This is a genomic window from Microbacterium sp., from assembly GCF_035554235.1.
GTDB lineage: Bacteria > Actinomycetota > Actinomycetes > Actinomycetales > Microbacteriaceae > Microbacterium.
The window spans coordinates 1-16,204 of record NZ_DATMIO010000140.1; the positions used below are offsets into that span (position 1 = coordinate 1).

Below are 16,204 nucleotides of genomic sequence, written 5' to 3' on the forward strand. Positions count from 1 at the left end.
GGGCGGGCGATCAGATCGGCGATAACGGGACGCCGGAGCGTTGTGGTGAGCGAGATGAAGTCTCCTCAGGGTGAGAGCACGAGCGAGGGCGTGAGCTGGCGCGCGGGTGAGAGGAGTTCACCGACGAACGCCGTGTTGAAGTCCCCGCTCCTGAACTCCGGGCTGTCGATGATCCTGGCTTGCAGGGACGCGGTCGTGATGACGCCCTCGACGACGAGTTCGTCGAGGGCGCGAAGGGTGCGGGCGATCGCCTCGTCACGGTCGGCTCCCCAGCAGATGAGCTTGCCGATCATCGAATCGTAGAACGGGGGGATGCTGTAGCCACTCTCGATGTGGGTGTCCATCCGGATCCCGAATCCGCCCGGTGCCCGGAACTCGGCGATTCTGCCCGGGTGGGGGGAGAAGTCGTTCTCGGGATCCTCCGCATTGATGCGGCACTCGATGGCGTGGCCGCGGAAGAACACGTCGTCCTGGGCGAGCTCGAGCGGTGCACCGCCCGCGATCTGCAGCTGGAGCTTGATGAGGTCGATACCGGTCACCATCTCCGACACCGGGTGCTCCACCTGGATGCGAGTGTTCATCTCGATGAAGTAGAACGTGCGTTCGATGTTGTCGAACACGAACTCCACGGTGCCCGCGTTCGTGTAGCCGACCTCCCGGCAGAGGGCCACGGCCGCCTCGGCCAGCCCCCGCCGGAGCTCGGCGTCCAAGACCGGAGAGGGCGACTCCTCGACCAGCTTCTGGTTGCGTCTCTGCGCGGTGCAGTCGCGTTCGCCGAGGTGCAGCACCGTGCTGCCATCGGAGACGACCTGGATCTCGATGTGCCGGATGTCGGTGAGGTAGCGCTCTATGTACACCGAGGGGTCGCCGAACGCGACCTCCGCCTCGGCCATGATCTCCGCGAGATCCCTCTCGAGCGTCGCGGCCTCTTGCACGACTCGCATGCCCCGACCGCCCCCTCCGGCGGCAGCCTTGATGAGCAACGGGTAGCCCACCTCGCTCGCCACAGCCAGCGCCTCGCCGTACTCTGCGATCGATCCGATGGAGCCCGGAACGGTGGGGACGCCGGCGCGGCGGGCGATGATCTTCGCCTCGATCTTGTCGCCCATGCGTCTGATCACATGCGAGGCGGGACCGATGAAACCCACGCCCTCCCGCTCGCACATCTCTGCGAAATCGGCGTTCTCGGAGAGGAACCCGTAGCCCGGATGGATGGCGTCGGCCTTGTATGCCAGCGCGGCACCGAGCACGGCGTGTGGGTCGCGGTAACTCGATTTCGCCTGCGCCGGCCCAATGCACACGGCGAGGTCGGCGAGCTTCACCGGCAGGGAGCCGGCGTCGGCCTCGGAGTGGGCGACGATGCTGCGGATGCCCAGCTCTCGGCATGCTCGCACCACGCGCAGCGCGATCTCTCCGCGGTTGGCGATCAGCACGCTCCCGAGCTCAGTCATGGCGGCGGATGACCATGAGCGCCTGACCGTACTCGACGGCCTGCTCATTGTCGACCAGGATGCGCACGACGCTCCCGGCGACCTTGGCCTCGATGTTGTTCATGAGCTTCATGACCTCGACGATTCCCAGTACCGTGTCGGCGGCCACGGTGTCGCCGACCTGGACGAACGGGGGATCTCCCGGCTTTGGGGATCCGTAGAAGGTGCCGACCATCGGCGCCTTGATGAGCACCTCATCCGCGGCGGGTCCGTCCGTCGGCACATGCGGCGCCGGGGCAGCCGCGACCGGCACGGCCTCCGGAACAGCCCCGACAGGCGCCGGCTCCGGAACAGCCGCCACCTGTGCCTGCGCAGGAACAGCCGGCGCAGGAGCAGCCGGTGCCCGAACAGCCGGTGCCGAGTCGGCCGATGTCTGTTCGAGGCGCGGCGACTGACGGTCACGAGAGATGAACAGCTCCACGTCGCCGATGGTGACGGACAGCTCTCGCACGTCGGCGCTGAGGTTCACCCAGTCGACGAGCGCCCGGAGTTCCCGGATGTCAGGTTGGTCAAGCGACATCTTCGCTCTGCCCTTTCTCGATGCGGATCCGCAGGTCTCCCGCGGTCAGTGTCTGGGTGCCCGTCGCGCTCTTGGCCGACAGGGTTTTCACGAGGTCGAGGATCGGTCCATAGATCTCATCCGGGTTCCCGCCCGAGGCCACCGTCTTCTTCATCTCGTCGACCTGCGTGCCCGCGAACATCGCGCGGAGCAGGAGCAGGTCGATGCTCTCGTCGGGATGACGCTTTCGCAGGGCCGGCAGCATCGGGGCGATCGGCGCGGATACGAGCGGAATCGACGACGACCCATTCGCGATGATCTTCTCGAGCACCTCCGGCGCGATCGGACCGAGAAGCTCTCCGTAGTACCCGAGGGCGTACTTCTTGATCTCGTTGGGCACCAACGCGTAGCGCTCACCCGAGATGACGTTCATCACGGCCTGGGTCCCCACGAACTGAGCGAAGGGGGTGATCATGATCGGGAAGGCGAGTTCTGCGCGCACCCTTGCCACTTCGTGGAGCAACTCGGTGAATCGGTGCGACAGGCCCGCCGTGGCCAGCTGGGAGTGGAAGTTCGACAGCATGCCTCCCGGCAGCTGATGCATGAAGTGCAGACCGTTGTAGGCCACCGGATGGCCGACCGGCTTGTTCTCCACCCGGGCGATCTCGGCGAGCTGGCCACTGATCGACTCGATCCGCTCGTCGTCGACGTTCACGGTGTAGCCCAGGGCACGCAGATCGCTCACGATGTCTTGCGTCGACGGCTGAGCGGCGCCGTTCGCCATCGGGGCGATCGACGTGTGCAAGGCGTCGGCCCCCAGCTCCACCGCCTCCAGGTACACCAGAGGCGCGAGACCGGTCAGGCAGTGGCTGTGGATCTCCAAAGACCGGTCGCCGATCACCTCCTTCAACGCCGGCACGAGCGTTCGGATCCGGTCCGGCGTGAGCAGCCCTCCCGCGTCCTTCAACATGATCGCGTCGACATCCGCCTTCTCGATCAGCTCGATCGCCTTCGCGACGAACAGCTCATCGGTGTGCACGGGGCTCTCGCAGAACGACACCGCACCGAACGTGGACGCCCCCAGTTCTTTGGCGCGGATCAACCCCGGGGCGATGTTGTCGACGTCGTTGAGTCCGTCGAACGAGCCGATCACCCGGAACCCGTTCGCGAACAGGCTCTCCACCCACGCCTCGATCACATCGTCGGCCAGGAAGTCGAACGCCGCGATGTTCTTGGAGCGGATCAGCGCCCGGAACTTGCTGTTGGGCGCGTGCTCATGGGCGAGCCGCACCCGCTCCCACGGGTCCTCCTTGAGATAGCGCACGGCCACATCGAATTGGATCGGGGCGACCAGGTCGACCTGCCCGAAACCGACCAGGTCGAAGTCCGCCGCCATCTGCACGATGTGCTCGGTGCGCATCCGTGTGGCCCAGAGACTCTGATGCGCATCGCGCAGGGTCGTGTCGATGATCGTGATCTCTCGACGGGAATTCGCAGCCCGCCCGCCGCGGCTCATCACCGTCGTGATCGATTCAGGGGTGTCCGTCACTGGTCGCTCCATGGATTTCACATTCTGAAAGTGGGTTTTCAACGTTGCCACACTATGATCGCTCCTACGCGGCGGTGTCAAGCGCGGCTGCGGCGACACGGAGGGATGATGCACGTGGTCGATGAAGTGCCTCCCGAGCGCGAGACCCGCCAATCCGAACCGCCCAAGCAACGGCAGATGATCCAATCGGTGCAACGCGCCTCCCGCATTCTGCTGGCCGTCGCGCAGGCCGATCAGGGGCTCACCGCTTCGGAGGTCGCGGCATCCATGGGCCTTCCCGTTCCGACCGCCTACCATCTGCTCGCGACTCTCGAGCACGAGAGGCTCCTTTTCAAAGACGCGGGTAAGCGCTACGTGCTCGGCGCCGCCGTTGCCGACATCGCGAACGCTCCCGGGCTGCGGGCTCGGATCGAGCCTCGTCATCGGCAGGCGCTCGCCCAGCTCGCCCACACCACCCAGGAGACGGCATATCTGACCGGCTGGTTCCGAGGGGAGATCCGCATCCTCGCGACGATCGAGGGATCGCAGGCGGTGCGCGTCGCGGGACTCGAGGTGGGCCGCACCGGCGATGTGCACGCCCGCGCGAGCGCCAAGGTGCTCCTGGCATTCGCGGAGGAGGAGGTGCGGACCTCGATCCTCGATGGCCTCGACTTCACCCGATTGACACCCGTCACGGTTCCCGATCGCGCCGCGTTCGAATTGCAGATGGCGGGCATCCGGCAGGCGGGGATCGTCTACGACCGTGGTGAGTTCCGCGAGGACGTGCGCTCGGTGAGCGCGCCGATCCGTTCCGAGGGGCGTGTCGTCGCGGCGCTCGCCGTGCTTGCCCCCGCGGGCCGCTACGAGCGCACGGAGCCCGCACTCGTCGCGGCCCTGCTGTCCGCAGTCGCGCTCGCCGAAGGTCCCCCTGGCGGTTCGACGGCGCTCTGACCACGCTCCCCCGATCTCGGCATGGCCCCGCTTGTGCGCACAAGTGAATCCGCCTACGATTCAGCGAAAGCAGCGGAGCCATCCCTCCGCACCGCCGACGATGAAGTACGGAAGGTCATCATGAGTGTTCAGCACGTGGCAGTGGACCGGACTCGGTGCACGGGCATCGGGATCTGCGAGTCGATCGATCCCCATCGCTTCGAAGTCGACGACGACGGGAGCCTGATCGTGCACGATGACAGCATCCCCGAGGGTCAGGCGGAGGAGATCGAGCACATCGTGGCCAGTTGCCCGGCTGCCGCCCTGAGCATCGTGCGTACGCCGTGAGCGCGAGCGCACAGTCGGTCCGATCGTCGGACATCACCACCGTGTCCCCGGATCGCGACGAACTGCTCGCTCTGCTTGCCCTTCAGCGCGCAGCTTTCCACGCGGAGGGACCGCCGACCGTCGCAACGCGGCGCAACCGCATCGACCGCCTCATGCTCAGCCTCCTGGAGCACTCCGACGAATTGACCGCGGCCATCGATGCCGACTTCGGCCGCCGACCCAGTGCATTCAGTCTGGCCGTCGATGTGCTCGGCTCGCTCGCAGACGCCGCGGAGATCAGCGCGGGCCTCGACGACTGGGTGAAGGATCAACCGCTGGAGAGCGGCGGTTTCATCCAGCAGCACCCCCTCGGTGTGGTCGCGGTGATCGGTGCGTGGAACTTTCCCGTCACCCTCACCGTCCAGCCCGCTGTCGCCGCCTTGGCCGCGGGGAACAGAGTCGTGCTGAAGATGCCTTCGACGAGCCCGCGCACCGCCGAGGTGCTGCGGCGGGCGATCGCGGAGAACTTCGCCCAGGACGAGGTCGCGGTGGTGACCGGCGACGGGCAGGTGAACGACGACTTCGTCGCACTGCCCTTCGATCACATCATGTTCACCGGCTCCCCCAGGGTCGGATCGATCGTGCAGCAGGCGGCGGGAAAGAACCTCGTTCCCGTGACCCTCGAGCTCGGTGGGAAGAACCCGGTCGTCGTCAGTGCGCACGCCGACATCGACGTCGCCGCCGACAGGGTGGCGCTCAGCCGCATGGCCAACGGCGGACAGGTGTGCCTGTGCGCCGACTACGTCCTGGTGCACGAGTCGGTCAAGGACCGGTTCGTCGAGACCCTCGTCGACAAGCTGTTCGGCTACTTCCCGCACTACATCGACAATCCCGATGTCGTGTCTCTCGTGAACGACGCCGCCTACGAGCGGATCATCGGGCTTATCGACGATGCCGTGCACCGCGGCGCGACGCGCATAGACATCGTGAACCCTCGCGAGCGGGGTCTGCTCCCGGATCCAGCCGGCCGGCTCATCCCTCCCACGCTCCTCCTCGATGTGCCGGATGATGCGCTCATCAACCAGGACGAGATCTTCGGCCCTGTGCTGCCGATCTCCACCTTCCGCGACGTCGATGATGCGATCGAGGCGGTGTATGCGAATCCCGCGCCGTTGGCTGCCTATTGGTACGGCCCCGACGACGAGGACTTCCAGCGCTTCTGCTCGCGCACGACGAGCGGCGGTGTGACCCGCAACGACGGCTTCGCCCATGCCGGTGCGCATGGCGCCCCCTTCGGCGGCGTCGGACAGAGCGGGCACGGCGCGTACCACGGCAAGTTCGGTTTCGATACCTTCACCCACCGACGGCCGATCGTGGCCAATGACGGATCCGTCTCGGCTATCGGCCCACTCGTCGGCACAGGCCTGAACTCACCCGATCTGCAGCGTGGATTGACCGAGACTCTCGCGGCCGCTCGCAGCGCGCACCGGCAGCGTGTCGCCGACTACGCCGAGGCTTCGACGTGAATCGCGACATGTCGATGAACTAGTGGCGCAGTGATTCAGAGAGTGTGTCGGTAACCCGCTTGAGGTGGCCGCAGATGTCGATGAGGCGGTCCCCTCGGATGACCTCCACCGCATCGGTCACGCTGAGAAGCAGCACCGGCAGACCGTCCGGCCCGAAGACGGGCGAGGAGATGGAGAGCGGCTGATACTCGGATGACGGTTCGATCTCATCCACGATCTCGATGCGGGTCAACCCGTCCAGAAGGCCGAAGACGCCCGGGCGGCCTGCCAGACCGAGCCCGCGGAGGTTCGTCAGAGGATCCGCGTCGCCGGTCGCCATCAGGCACTCGACCGAGAAGCCGCGCCGCCTGACGGTCTCCAGGCTCGGTGCGTATTGCGCGCGGAGGTGGTCGCGCGACACCCCGAGATGCTCAGCTCCTCGGTCGAGCCACTCGTTGAGCACCTCCTCCGGCGACCACGCGGCAAGGCCGAATCCGGACGGCGGCCGCGCGGGGAAGCGGTCACCCACCCGCACGCTGAGGTCGCGCCGGCCGCCACGTGACGGGTGGATGATCTCCCCCAGCACGAGACCGATCCCTGACGGGAGCGCGGCGATGCAGGTCATGGCCGTCTCATCCGCCAGCTCGCCCATCAGCGGCCGCGCCAGCGCCACGACGTCCAGCGAATCCGCCGCCGACGACCCGAGGGGGATCAGCGCCGGGCCCAGTCGATACGTCTTCTTCGTCGGATGCCGCACGAGCCATCCCGCGTCGGTGAGCGTGGCGAGCATCGGATAGCAGGTCGGCTTCGCGACGCCGAGGAAACGACTGATCTCCGCGAGGGACCGCGCCTCGTCCGGCTGGTCGGCGAGCAGCTGCAGGAGGCGGATGATCCGGTCGGTCTGTGGTGACGGGCGAGGCATCCGCCCATTCTCCCTCAGATCCCTTACTCAACCGTTCGCATAATGCGATCCTTGCGACGCGTACTGCAAACGCTCTACGCTGGCCACCACGAGTTCGAGGGTTGCGGCCGCTGAGCTCGGATGATCGTCGACGCCGACGATCGTGTCTCAGGAGGGCTCACCAATGACGACCGACCTTTCAGCTCCACCGCGCACTCGCCAGATCGCTCAAGGGCGATGGGGGCCGATCCAGCGCTGGCGGCGCAGCGGCAGGAATGCTCCGGTGCCGGCCGGCGCTTCGCTCCGCGAAGACGGCACACCGGATTACGGGATCTTCGCGCCCGACTCGATCGTCTGGCAGGTCATCACCACGCCGGGGCCGGCTGCCGGCCGAGCCTTCACGTCGGGGGCGTCGGAGTCGCACCATCGAGTCATCCTCTCGACCGTGCTCGACTGGGACCCCGTGTTCAAGGCCGTGCGCGAGGGCACCATGAATGCGGAGAAGCTGCTCTCCCGCACGCAGCGCACCTCAGGTCTCTCGACCCAGTCGTACCTCGCCGACACCGCCACGGTGCAGACCGTGGCCCGACACCTGCACAAGTATCACTCCCGCTTCGAGGGGCTGCAGATCGGTACCGGCAAGCCGTACCGCGCGATGAACCCCGAAACGGTGCTCTACGCACACGTCACGGCCGCTCACGGAATGCTCCGCCTGTATGAGACCACGACCTTTCGACGGGGGCGCCTGCCCCACCGTCTGAGCGATGCCGAGCGCGACCGCTACTGGGCCGAGTTCAAGCCCTGGGCTCTGCTCATGGGGTGCAATCCCGATGACATCCCGACCTCGGCGAGCGAGGTGCGGGAGTACTACCGATCGTTGCCGGAGGATACTTTCCTGACGCTCGAGGAGATCCGCTCAGATGTCGCGGGCAATCACGCGATGCTGGTGAAGATCAACGAGCAGGTCAAGGCGAACTTGGAGCTTCCCCGCGATCTCAAGCACCTCTTCGCCAAGCGGGTCGCAGCGCTGCTGGGCAAGAGCGCGTATGCGGCGACCCCCGCGGTGATGCGGCACCAGGCGGGGATACCTGCATCCGACGACCGCAAATGGGCGGCGATGCGCGTGAAGATGCTGCCTTTCTGGGCACTCATGAGCATCCCGTTCTTCGGCAATCGCCTGGTGCGCATGTACTGGGGCGGCGAGGGGCTTGGCCTCTACCTGAACGCCCGCGCCGTCCGTCGCGCCTTCCTCGCGTCGAAGGGGGCGTGAGACCGTGTCGACCGACCTGTTCGACCGCGCCCCGAAGACGCGCGCGTTCCTCCCCCTCATGCTCACAATGATCGTCATCGAGGCCGCGGGGGTCTTCGAGCAGACGATGATCATCGGGGCGATCCCCTACCTCGCTGGCTACTTCGAGACCGATCTGCTCAGCGTCTCGTGGCTGATCACGATCTTCGTGCTCGTCGGGGCGGTGTCCGCGATCGTCGCAGGCCGTCTCGGCGATGTCTTCGGCCGCAAGAAGGTACTGGCGATCCTCTTAGTGCTGTCCGTGATCGGTTCGATCATCAGCCTCGTCATCGGCACGTTCCCGGCCCTCATCGTGGCTCGGGCGTTGCAGGGGACCAGTGCGGGAATCGTTCCACTGCTGGTCGGACTCTCGCGCGAGGCTCTCGAGCCCAAGCGGGTTCCGGTGGCCGTGTCGATCATCACCGCCACCGCCGTGCTCACCGGGGGGCTGGGCACATTCGTGGGCGGCCTTTTCGTCGACGCGGGCCAATGGCACCTGATGTTCGCCGTCTCGGCGGGCCTCGCCCTCGTCGCCCTCGTCCTCGGAGCGCTCGTGCTGCCTCGCTCCCGCACGTACGCCGGCAGCCGGGAGATCGACTGGCTCGGAGCGATCCTCCTCGCCCCCGCGGTGATGGCGATCCTGTTCGGCCTGACGACCGCCAGATCCGAGGGGTTCCTCGCACCCCTCGTTCTCACCTGCCTGGTGGGCGGGGTCGCGGTACTCCTGTTCTGGATCTGGTTGGAGCTCCGGATCCCCTCGCCCATGGTGAACCTTCGGTTCCTCGCGAACCCCCTGGTGGCGAGGACGGTCATCGCCACGGTGCTGCTCGGGTTGGGGATGCTCTCTGTGGTGAGCGTGGCGATCCCGGTCATCAGCGTGACGCCCGCCGAACTGCCGATCGGTGTCGGGCTCTCGGCGTCGACCTTCGGGCTGCTCACGCTCGTGGGGGCCATCATCGGCTTCATCCTCTCGCCCTGGGTGGGCAGGCTCGTCGCTCGATTCGGAGGCGGTCCCGTGCTGGTGACGGGCTCCGTCATCGGAGTCGTGACCTACGCTCCCCTGCTGGTGCCGGGAGTGAACAAGGTGACGGGAGTCGTGATCTTCGCCATCATGATGGGTGCCGTGGCCCTGACCTTCCTGGCTGCTGCTCTCTACAACCTGATGGCCGAGGCCGTCCCGGCCGAGAACACGAGCGAATCGATCGGTGTGCTCCAGGTCATCCGGAACATCTCGATCGCGGTGGGAACCGTGATCGCATCGACGATCCTGTCGTCCTCTTCGGTCGCCGAGACGAGCGCCCCCACCCCGGCGGCGTGGACCTGGACGATCGTCTACCTGATAGCCATCCTCATCGCGATGACCCTCGTCGCCCTGACGATCGGCCGCCGGCAGCCGGCGGGCGTGGCTCCCGAACCGACCGAGGCCGCCCGCGCGTCATGACGAGCGTCGTCGAGTCGCATCCCGAGCTCGCGTCGGCGATGGTCACCCTGCGCACCTACGTGATGGGGATCGTCGACGCGGAGGTCGAGCGGGCGCCCCGCTGCGAACGGGCGCTCCACGACTTCGCCGGTGCACTGGTACTCCAGCTGAATCGGCGGGCCCGCGAGATGGCCGGTCGTGGGCGAGCGGCGGAGGTGGCCGCCGCTGTCGACCTGCTGTTCGGTCAGCACCCCTAGACGCCTGTGGGGCGCATCCACCCCGCTCGTATCACGCGCGGCGTGGATGCCCCCTCAGATCACCTCGGCGCTCCAGCCATCCGGATTGCCGAACCGGTGCGCCGTGATCGCTATCGACTGCTCGTGCACGAAGGGCAGCAATTCGAGCCGCGCCGCCGTCGTGACCTCGTTCGCGTACACCGCGAGGTCGGGATCCCCATTCACGGCAGAAGCAAGGGACCGATGCAGCGGCTTCACCGACTCCGGCGAGCCGATCAGCCGCACCCGCGCCGGTCGCCCGCCGCCCGCCATCCGCGCGAGCCACTCCTCGTCCGTCTCCAGCGACACGGCCACCCCGAGCTCGCCCAGCACCCGGCGCACCTCGGCGGGCAGCCCGACCGGAACGCTCAGGGTGAACTCCGACGCGGCACGCACCCCGGCGACGACGACGCGAAGCAGCGCATGCCACGTGGCGTCCTTCGTCGCGCGCAGCGCGACCGGCACGGGCCGGTACCGGAACAGGTTCCGCTCGACGCCGAGCCCCGACACATCCCGCACCCGGCCGAACTCGCGATCCCACGCGACGGCATCCGACAGCGCACCCCTGCGGAGCCACTCGAACGAGGCGAAGTCGAGCGAGGGCTGTGCGGCCTCGATGACCGCTGCGATGCGCGAGTCGAGCCCGCGCAGGTGCAGCGTCGATGATTGCGGCGCGCCGGCCGAGGCGCGCCACGAGCCGAGGCCCACGAGGTAGTTCGGTCCGCCGGCCTTCGTGCCCGCGCCCACCGACGACCGCTTCCATCCGCCGAACGGCTGCCGCTGCACGATCGCGCCGGTGATGCCGCGGTTGACATACAGGTTGCCCGCCTCGACGCGATCGAGCCACACCGCGAGGTCGTCGGGGCTCTGCGTGTAGAGCCCCGCGGTGAGGCCGTAGGCGACCGCGTTCTGCAGTTCGATCGCGTGCGACAGCGAGTGCGCGTGCATCACACCCAGCACGGGCCCGAAGAACTCCTCCGTATGGAATCGCGAGTTCGGCTGCACACCGGTGCGGATGCCGGGCGACCAGTATCGCGCGTCGACATCGACGCCGTGGCCCATCGACCGCGGCGCGAGCGGGCGCGGCTCGACGAGCCATTTCTCGCCCTCGTCGAGGGTCGTCAGCGCCCACGCGAGCTTGCCCGTCGGCGCCTCGATGACCGGACCCACCTCGGACAGCGGATCGCTCGGGGGGCCGACCCGCAGCGAGCGGGTCGCATCCACCAGCTGCCGCGCGAAGCGCTTGGAATGCGCCACGGGGCCGACGAGGATCGCGAGCGACGCGGCGGAGCACTTCTGCCCCGCGTGGCCGAAGGCACTCTTGATGAGGTCGGCCGCCGCGAGGTCGAGGTCGGCCGACGGCATGATGATCATCGCGTTCTTGCCGCTGGTCTCGGCGAGCAGCGGCAGGTCCGGCCGCCACGAGCGGAACAGGGCCGCCGTCTCCCACGACCCCGTGAGGATGACGCGATCCACCGCCTCGTGCGCGATGAGCCGCCTGCCGAGAGCGCCCTCCTCGATGTCGACGAGGGCGAGCGCGTCTCGGGGAACACCGGCCTCCCACAGCGCCTCGCTGACGACGGCCGCGCAGCGTCGCGCCTGGGGGGCCGGCTTGAAGACGACACCCGAGCCTGCGGCGAGGGCTGCGAGCACGCCGCCCGCCGGGATCGCGATCGGGAAGTTCCACGGTGGTGCCACGACGGTCAGGCGGGATGGCTCGAACACGGCCCCGCTGACGCTGTCGAGCTCGCGTGCCGTGGACGCGTAGTAGTTCGCGAAGTCGACCGCCTCGCTGATCTCGACATCCGCCTCGGCGAAGACCTTGCCGGTCTCCGACGCGGCTACCTCGATCAGCTCGCCGCGGCGAGCCTCGAGGGCGCGGCCGGCGCGCTGCAGCACGACGGCCCGCTCGGCCGCGGGGAGCGAACCCCACGCGGCCCCGGCGGCCTGCACGCGGGCGATGACGGTCTCGAGCACGGCCTCGTCGTCGATGCGCGCGGCCTCGATGGTCGCGTCGCCGGCGGTCGAGTCGTCGATGCGGGCGAGGATGTCGCGCGACCACTCCCGGTTGACCGGGAGCGCCGGGTCGGTGTCGGGGGCGTTGCGGAATCCGGGCGCACCGGATGCCGGCGCGGACTCGCGGGCCTCATAAACGGCGGTCTCGAAGACGTGGTCGCCGCCGAACACGGACTCCTCGGCGGGCGGCTCGATGTGGAGCACGGCACGCGTGAGGCTGGCGTCGGAATCGTCCGGGGCATCGCGCAGCAGGCGCGCCTCCGCGCGCGTCGGACCGACGGGGGCGCGACGGTCCTGGGTGCGGTTCGGCCCCGTCGGCAGCGCCGCATCCTGCGACCGCTCGATCGACGCGAGAAAGCGTTCGCGCTCGCGTGCGAACAGCGTCGCGTCATCGGCCAGCCCGAACGCGGCCGAGAGGAAGTTCTCGCTCGATGCGTTCTCTTCGAGGCGCCGCACGAGGTAGCTGATCGCGACGTCGAACTCGTCGGGCCGCACGACCGGCACGTACAGCAGCACGTGCCCGACCTCGCGGGCGACTGCGGCGACCTGGCCCTGCGCCATGCCGAGCAGCATCTCGAACTCGACATCCGGACGCACACCCCGCTCGTCGGCAAGCAGCAGCGCGTACGCGATGTCGAAGAGGTTGTGCCCGGCGACGCCGATCCGCACCGCGCGCGTGCGCGAGGGCTCGAGCGCGTAGTCGAGGCATCGCAGGTAGTTCGCGTCGGAGTCGAGCTTGGAGTCGTACGTTGCGAGCGACCAGCCGTGCATCACGGCATCCACTCGTTCCATCGCGAGGTTCGCGCCCTTGACGAGCCGGATCTTGATGCGCGCGCCGCCCTCGTCGACGCGGGCCTTCGCCCACGCCGTCAGCTGCTGCAGCGCCGGGAGCGCGTCGGGGAGGTAGGCCTGCAGCACGATGCCGGCCTCGAGCAGCCGTAATCGGGGATCTTCGAGAATGCGGGTGAACACCGCGATCGTCAGGTCGAGATCGCGATACTCCTCCATGTCGAGATTGATGAACGTGGAATCCGACGCCGCGGTCAGATAGAGGGGCATCAGCCGCTCGACGACCTTGTCGACCACATCGTCGAACGCCCACATCGAGATGTGGCTCGCGATCGCCGACACCTTGACCGAGACGTAGTCGACGTCGGGACGGCGGATCAGTTCGTGGATGCCGTCGAGCCGGCGCAGCGCCTCCTGCTCGCCGAGCACGGCTTCACCCAGCAGGTTGAGGTTGAGCCTCGCGCCGCTCTCGCGGATCTTCGCGATCGCGGGGCCGAGCTTGTCGGGACGAGCGTCGACCACGAGGTGACCGACCATCTCGCGGAGCACGCGGCGGGCGATCGGCACGACGGGTGCGGGCAGGAGCGGCGCCATCGTCCCACCGAGCTGCACCGCACTGCGCAGGTACCAGGGCAGAAAATCGGGCACGAGCGGCGCGACGCGATGAAGATTGGATGCCGCAGCCACGAGGCTCTCGGGACGCATGACTCCGTCGACGAAGCCGATGGTGAAGGGGAGGCCGTTGGGGTCGCGGAGCACGCCGGCGAGTCTTTCTGCCGCGGGATCGACCTGAGCGTCATCGCTCTCGGTCACCCAGCGCTGCGCGAGTTCGATGGCCCGCGCGGCCAGGTCGGAAACCGGCGCTTGTGGCGCCGATGAAGGGGTGAGGGACATGTCCCATAGCCTACTTCCGCACCCTCCTAGGCCGAGGGGGTGCCCCTCCCCGAACCCGCCCCCGCCGCACGCTAGCGGTCGGATGCTCCCCGGCGCGGGTCGCCGGTGACGCCGTCGCTCGCAGTGTTGTGCACGTCGTCTTCGTTGCGTGCAGCGTCGCCGCGTGCAGCGTCGCCGCGTGCAACGTTGCCGCGTGCCGCGTCGCCGGGCACGGCCGGATCGATCTCGTCGGCCTTGCGGAGCGCCTCGGCCTGCTCCTGACGGTGCTTCGCGGCATCCGCGTCGTGCTCGCCGACGCTGTCGGCGAGCCGCGCCGCATCCACTTCCGCCTGCGACGCTCGCGCCTTCGCCTGCTCCGCGGTGGCCGCGGCGGATGCCGAGTCGGCGCGCACCTGCGCGGCCTTGGCCTCGCGCTCCTGCGCCGCCAGTTCGGCCTGGCGTGCCTCCACGCGGAGCTTCTCGGCCTTGTCGTGCTGCGCCTGCCGCGCGTGGTCGGAGCGGCGGCGCGACAGCATGATCACGACGACGACGATGAGCGCGACGACGAGGATGCCGACGATGACCCAGATGAGAACGGATGTGTCCACGATGTCTCTCCTTCGCTGCTGCGCACCGGAAGAGATCGCATCGGCGCGCTCCTGAACACAACCGCAGGATCGAGCACCCGGCAACACCCTTGCGCCCGCGAACATCGTGGGCTAGCGAGCGCCTACTCCCAGAGGCTCGGCGCCGCCTGGCGTGTGGAGGGCAGCGCTGATCCCGACGCCCAGTCGTGGATCCACGGCGCGAGCGGCGGCAGGCTGTCGGGACGGTGCAGGGCCTCGAAGAGCTCCTCGTGGGGAACGATTCCCCCCGAGCGGCGGAGGAACCGCGCCCGCACGATCATCTCGGCGTAGACCTCGCCGCCCACCACCGCCCGGTGGATCAGGTACACCGCTCGGTCGTCGTGGCCGAGCAGTCGCGACTCCACGGTGAAGCACTGCCAGGCCTCGAGCGACTTGCGGAATGTGATCGTCTCGCTCGCGACGACCGCGTACCAGCCGCGCGCCTTGAGCACCTTCCAGATGCCGGTGCGGATGAGCAGGTCGAAGCGACCGAGATCGAACAGCGAACCGTAGCGGCCGTTGTTCATGTGTCCGAGCAGGTCGAGATCGGTCGGCAGCGTCCGCAGCCGCACCCGGCCAACCGAGTCGGGATCGATGGGTCCGCGACGGCGCAGGAGCACCTTCGCGCGCCAGATCGTGAGGAGGGTTCGCCAGATCACATTCACGAGGAGCGATGGTACTGAGGAGCCACCTCAACCCCGATTCGGTTGTGGACTCTCGACAGTCCCGGCCTTCGCGGTGTTCGGGCTCCGCGGGGAGGCGGCTCGATTTCTTCCGACGCCGCGCCGAGCGTAGAGTCTGGCCATGGCCGAACTGCAGACCGACGTCATCGTGAGGCCGGTGCGCGACGTGGATGCCGAGGCACTCGGCCGGGTCCACGCGACGTGCTGGCACGAAACCTACGACCACCTCATCAGCAAAGCCGCGCTTGAGGCAGTGTCGCCCCGCCGCATGGCCGAGTTATGGACGCACTGGGCCAGCCAGGGCCCCGAGTACCGCATGTCGGCCGCGCTCGTCGACGGCGAGATCGTCGGCTTCGTCGGCTCGGGCCCCGCCCGCGACGACGATGCCCCGCGCGCGCGTGAGCTGTACTTCATCTACCTGCTCGACGCGTGGCACAGCACGGGCATCGGCCAGAAGCTCTTCGACGCCGCGGTCGATGAGGGAGAGCCGATCTACCTGTGGGTCGCGGAGGACAACCCCCGCGCGCACCGCTTCTACACCCGCAACGGCTTCGCTCTCGATGGCGCGAGCCACGTCGAGCCCTTCCTCGGCGAGTCGCTCACCGAGGTGCGCTTCGTCCGCTGACTCGCCGACGGCCTGACGTGCTGCAGATCTGGGCCCTGCCCGGCATCCCGGAGATCTCCCCCGGCACCGATCTCGTCGCCGTGATCGCGGATGCCGTGGGCGACTCGCTCCAGGACGGCGACATCCTCGTCGTCACCTCCAAGATCATCTCCAAGGCCGAGGGTCGCATCGTCGAGGCGGCCGACCGCGAGAACGCCATCACATCCGAGACCGTGCGCGTCGTCGCAACGCGCACGGCAGCGTCGGGGCACACCACCCGGATCGTGGAGAACCGCCTCGGCATGGTGTCGGCGGCGGCCGGCGTCGACGCATCCAACACCCCGCACGGCACGGTGCTGCTGCTCCCCGAAGATCCAGACGCCTCGGCACGTGCCGTCGCCGCGGGCCTTCGGGAGCGCCTGGGCGTGCGCCTCGGCATCCTGATCTCCG

General features: G+C 68.2%; 15 protein-coding genes. 8 read left to right on the forward strand and 7 right to left on the reverse strand.

The window, feature by feature from the left end; all coding sequences use genetic code 11:
• Positions 1 to 65: 65 nt before the first annotated feature.
• From accC to VNT50_RS07300, 3 genes are read right to left on the reverse strand one after another with little or no spacing between them, the layout of a single operon-like run.
• Positions 66 to 1,451 (reverse strand): acetyl-CoA carboxylase biotin carboxylase subunit, encoded by a 1,386-nt coding sequence (accC, locus tag VNT50_RS07290; RefSeq protein WP_325484445.1) that lies wholly within the window; start codon positions 1,449 to 1,451, stop codon positions 66 to 68.
• A complete protein-coding gene (gene accB, locus VNT50_RS07295; protein WP_325484446.1) occupies positions 1,444 to 2,010 on the reverse strand; it encodes an acetyl-CoA carboxylase biotin carboxyl carrier protein in 567 nt (188 codons plus the stop codon). Before accB ends, accC begins: the two co-directional genes overlap by 8 nt.
• Positions 2,000 to 3,538 (reverse strand): hydroxymethylglutaryl-CoA lyase-like TIM-barrel protein, encoded by a 1,539-nt coding sequence (locus tag VNT50_RS07300; RefSeq protein WP_325484447.1) that lies wholly within the window; start codon positions 3,536 to 3,538, stop codon positions 2,000 to 2,002. The genes accB and VNT50_RS07300 overlap by 11 nt, the downstream gene beginning before the upstream one ends.
• Positions 3,539 to 3,715: 177 nt before the next feature.
• Between VNT50_RS07300 and VNT50_RS07305 the strand changes: the two genes are divergently transcribed.
• The 3 genes from VNT50_RS07305 to VNT50_RS07315 all read left to right on the forward strand — a co-directional run bounded on the left by VNT50_RS07305 (position 3,716) and on the right by VNT50_RS07315 (position 6,300).
• On the forward strand, positions 3,716 to 4,468 hold the full coding sequence (locus VNT50_RS07305; RefSeq protein WP_325484448.1) for an IclR family transcriptional regulator: 753 nt from the start codon (positions 3,716 to 3,718) through the stop codon (positions 4,466 to 4,468).
• A gap of 120 nt (positions 4,469 to 4,588) precedes the next feature.
• The gene (locus VNT50_RS07310) at positions 4,589 to 4,795 is read left to right on the forward strand and encodes a ferredoxin (protein ID WP_325484449.1); all 207 of its coding nucleotides are present in this window, start codon (positions 4,589 to 4,591) and stop codon (positions 4,793 to 4,795) included.
• Positions 4,792 to 6,300, forward strand: a complete 1,509-nt coding sequence (locus tag VNT50_RS07315; RefSeq protein ID WP_325484450.1) for an aldehyde dehydrogenase family protein — start codon at positions 4,792 to 4,794, stop codon at positions 6,298 to 6,300. Before VNT50_RS07310 ends, VNT50_RS07315 begins: the two co-directional genes overlap by 4 nt.
• 19 nt (positions 6,301 to 6,319) lie before the next feature.
• Here VNT50_RS07315 and VNT50_RS07320 read toward each other — a convergent pair whose 3' ends face one another.
• Positions 6,320 to 7,201, reverse strand: a complete 882-nt coding sequence (locus VNT50_RS07320; RefSeq protein WP_325484451.1) for an IclR family transcriptional regulator — start codon at positions 7,199 to 7,201, stop codon at positions 6,320 to 6,322.
• Positions 7,202 to 7,463: 262 nt separating this feature from the next.
• Here VNT50_RS07320 and VNT50_RS07325 point away from each other — a divergent pair, with 262 nt between their 5' ends.
• From VNT50_RS07325 to VNT50_RS07335, 3 genes are read left to right on the forward strand one after another with little or no spacing between them, the layout of a single operon-like run.
• Positions 7,464 to 8,450 carry an oxygenase MpaB family protein gene (locus tag VNT50_RS07325; protein WP_325484452.1) on the forward strand — a complete coding sequence of 329 codons (987 nt, stop codon included), beginning with the start codon at positions 7,464 to 7,466 and terminating at the stop codon, positions 8,448 to 8,450.
• Positions 8,451 to 8,454: 4 nt separating this feature from the next.
• Positions 8,455 to 9,909 carry an MFS transporter gene (locus VNT50_RS07330; protein WP_325484453.1) on the forward strand — a complete coding sequence of 485 codons (1,455 nt, stop codon included), beginning with the start codon at positions 8,455 to 8,457 and terminating at the stop codon, positions 9,907 to 9,909.
• On the forward strand, positions 9,906 to 10,145 hold the full coding sequence (locus VNT50_RS07335) for a hypothetical protein (protein WP_325484454.1): 240 nt from the start codon (positions 9,906 to 9,908) through the stop codon (positions 10,143 to 10,145). The genes VNT50_RS07330 and VNT50_RS07335 overlap by 4 nt, the downstream gene beginning before the upstream one ends.
• A 54-nt stretch (positions 10,146 to 10,199) precedes the next feature.
• Here VNT50_RS07335 and VNT50_RS07340 read toward each other — a convergent pair whose 3' ends face one another.
• The 3 genes from VNT50_RS07340 to VNT50_RS07350 all read right to left on the reverse strand — a co-directional run bounded on the left by VNT50_RS07340 (position 10,200) and on the right by VNT50_RS07350 (position 15,132).
• Positions 10,200 to 13,862, reverse strand: coding sequence for a bifunctional proline dehydrogenase/L-glutamate gamma-semialdehyde dehydrogenase (locus VNT50_RS07340; RefSeq protein ID WP_325484455.1), 3,663 nt, complete (start codon positions 13,860 to 13,862; stop codon positions 10,200 to 10,202).
• A gap of 71 nt (positions 13,863 to 13,933) precedes the next feature.
• A complete protein-coding gene (locus VNT50_RS07345) occupies positions 13,934 to 14,449 on the reverse strand; it encodes a hypothetical protein (RefSeq protein ID WP_325484456.1) in 516 nt (171 codons plus the stop codon).
• A 122-nt stretch (positions 14,450 to 14,571) separates the two neighbouring features.
• Positions 14,572 to 15,132: an acyl-CoA thioesterase gene (locus tag VNT50_RS07350; RefSeq protein ID WP_325484457.1), complete on the reverse strand. Its 561-nt coding sequence runs from the start codon at positions 15,130 to 15,132 to the stop codon at positions 14,572 to 14,574.
• 139 nt (positions 15,133 to 15,271) lie between these two features.
• Between VNT50_RS07350 and VNT50_RS07355 the strand changes: the two genes are divergently transcribed.
• Both VNT50_RS07355 and VNT50_RS07360 read left to right on the forward strand, forming a co-directional pair.
• On the forward strand, positions 15,272 to 15,775 hold the full coding sequence (locus VNT50_RS07355; RefSeq protein ID WP_325484458.1) for a GNAT family N-acetyltransferase: 504 nt from the start codon (positions 15,272 to 15,274) through the stop codon (positions 15,773 to 15,775).
• A 17-nt stretch (positions 15,776 to 15,792) separates the two neighbouring features.
• Positions 15,793 to 16,204: coenzyme F420-0:L-glutamate ligase (locus VNT50_RS07360; RefSeq protein WP_325484459.1), on the forward strand; the 412-nt coding region annotated here is incomplete at its 3' end.

Bases quoted from the DNA above. Each gene is read 5' to 3' on its own strand.
- accC (WP_325484445.1), bottom strand. From the start codon at position 1,451: ATGACTGAGCTCGGGAGCGTGCTGATCGCCAACCGCGGAGAGATCGCG.
- VNT50_RS07355 (WP_325484458.1), top strand. From the start codon at position 15,272: ATGGCCGAACTGCAGACCGACGTCATCGTGAGGCCGGTGCGCGACGTG.
- VNT50_RS07335 (WP_325484454.1), top strand. From the start codon at position 9,906: ATGACGAGCGTCGTCGAGTCGCATCCCGAGCTCGCGTCGGCGATGGTC.
- VNT50_RS07310 (WP_325484449.1), top strand. From the start codon at position 4,589: ATGAGTGTTCAGCACGTGGCAGTGGACCGGACTCGGTGCACGGGCATC.
- VNT50_RS07305 (WP_325484448.1), top strand. From the start codon at position 3,716: ATGATCCAATCGGTGCAACGCGCCTCCCGCATTCTGCTGGCCGTCGCG.
- VNT50_RS07340 (WP_325484455.1), bottom strand. From the start codon at position 13,862: ATGTCCCTCACCCCTTCATCGGCGCCACAAGCGCCGGTTTCCGACCTG.
- accB (WP_325484446.1), bottom strand. From the start codon at position 2,010: ATGTCGCTTGACCAACCTGACATCCGGGAACTCCGGGCGCTCGTCGAC.
- VNT50_RS07320 (WP_325484451.1), bottom strand. From the start codon at position 7,201: ATGCCTCGCCCGTCACCACAGACCGACCGGATCATCCGCCTCCTGCAG.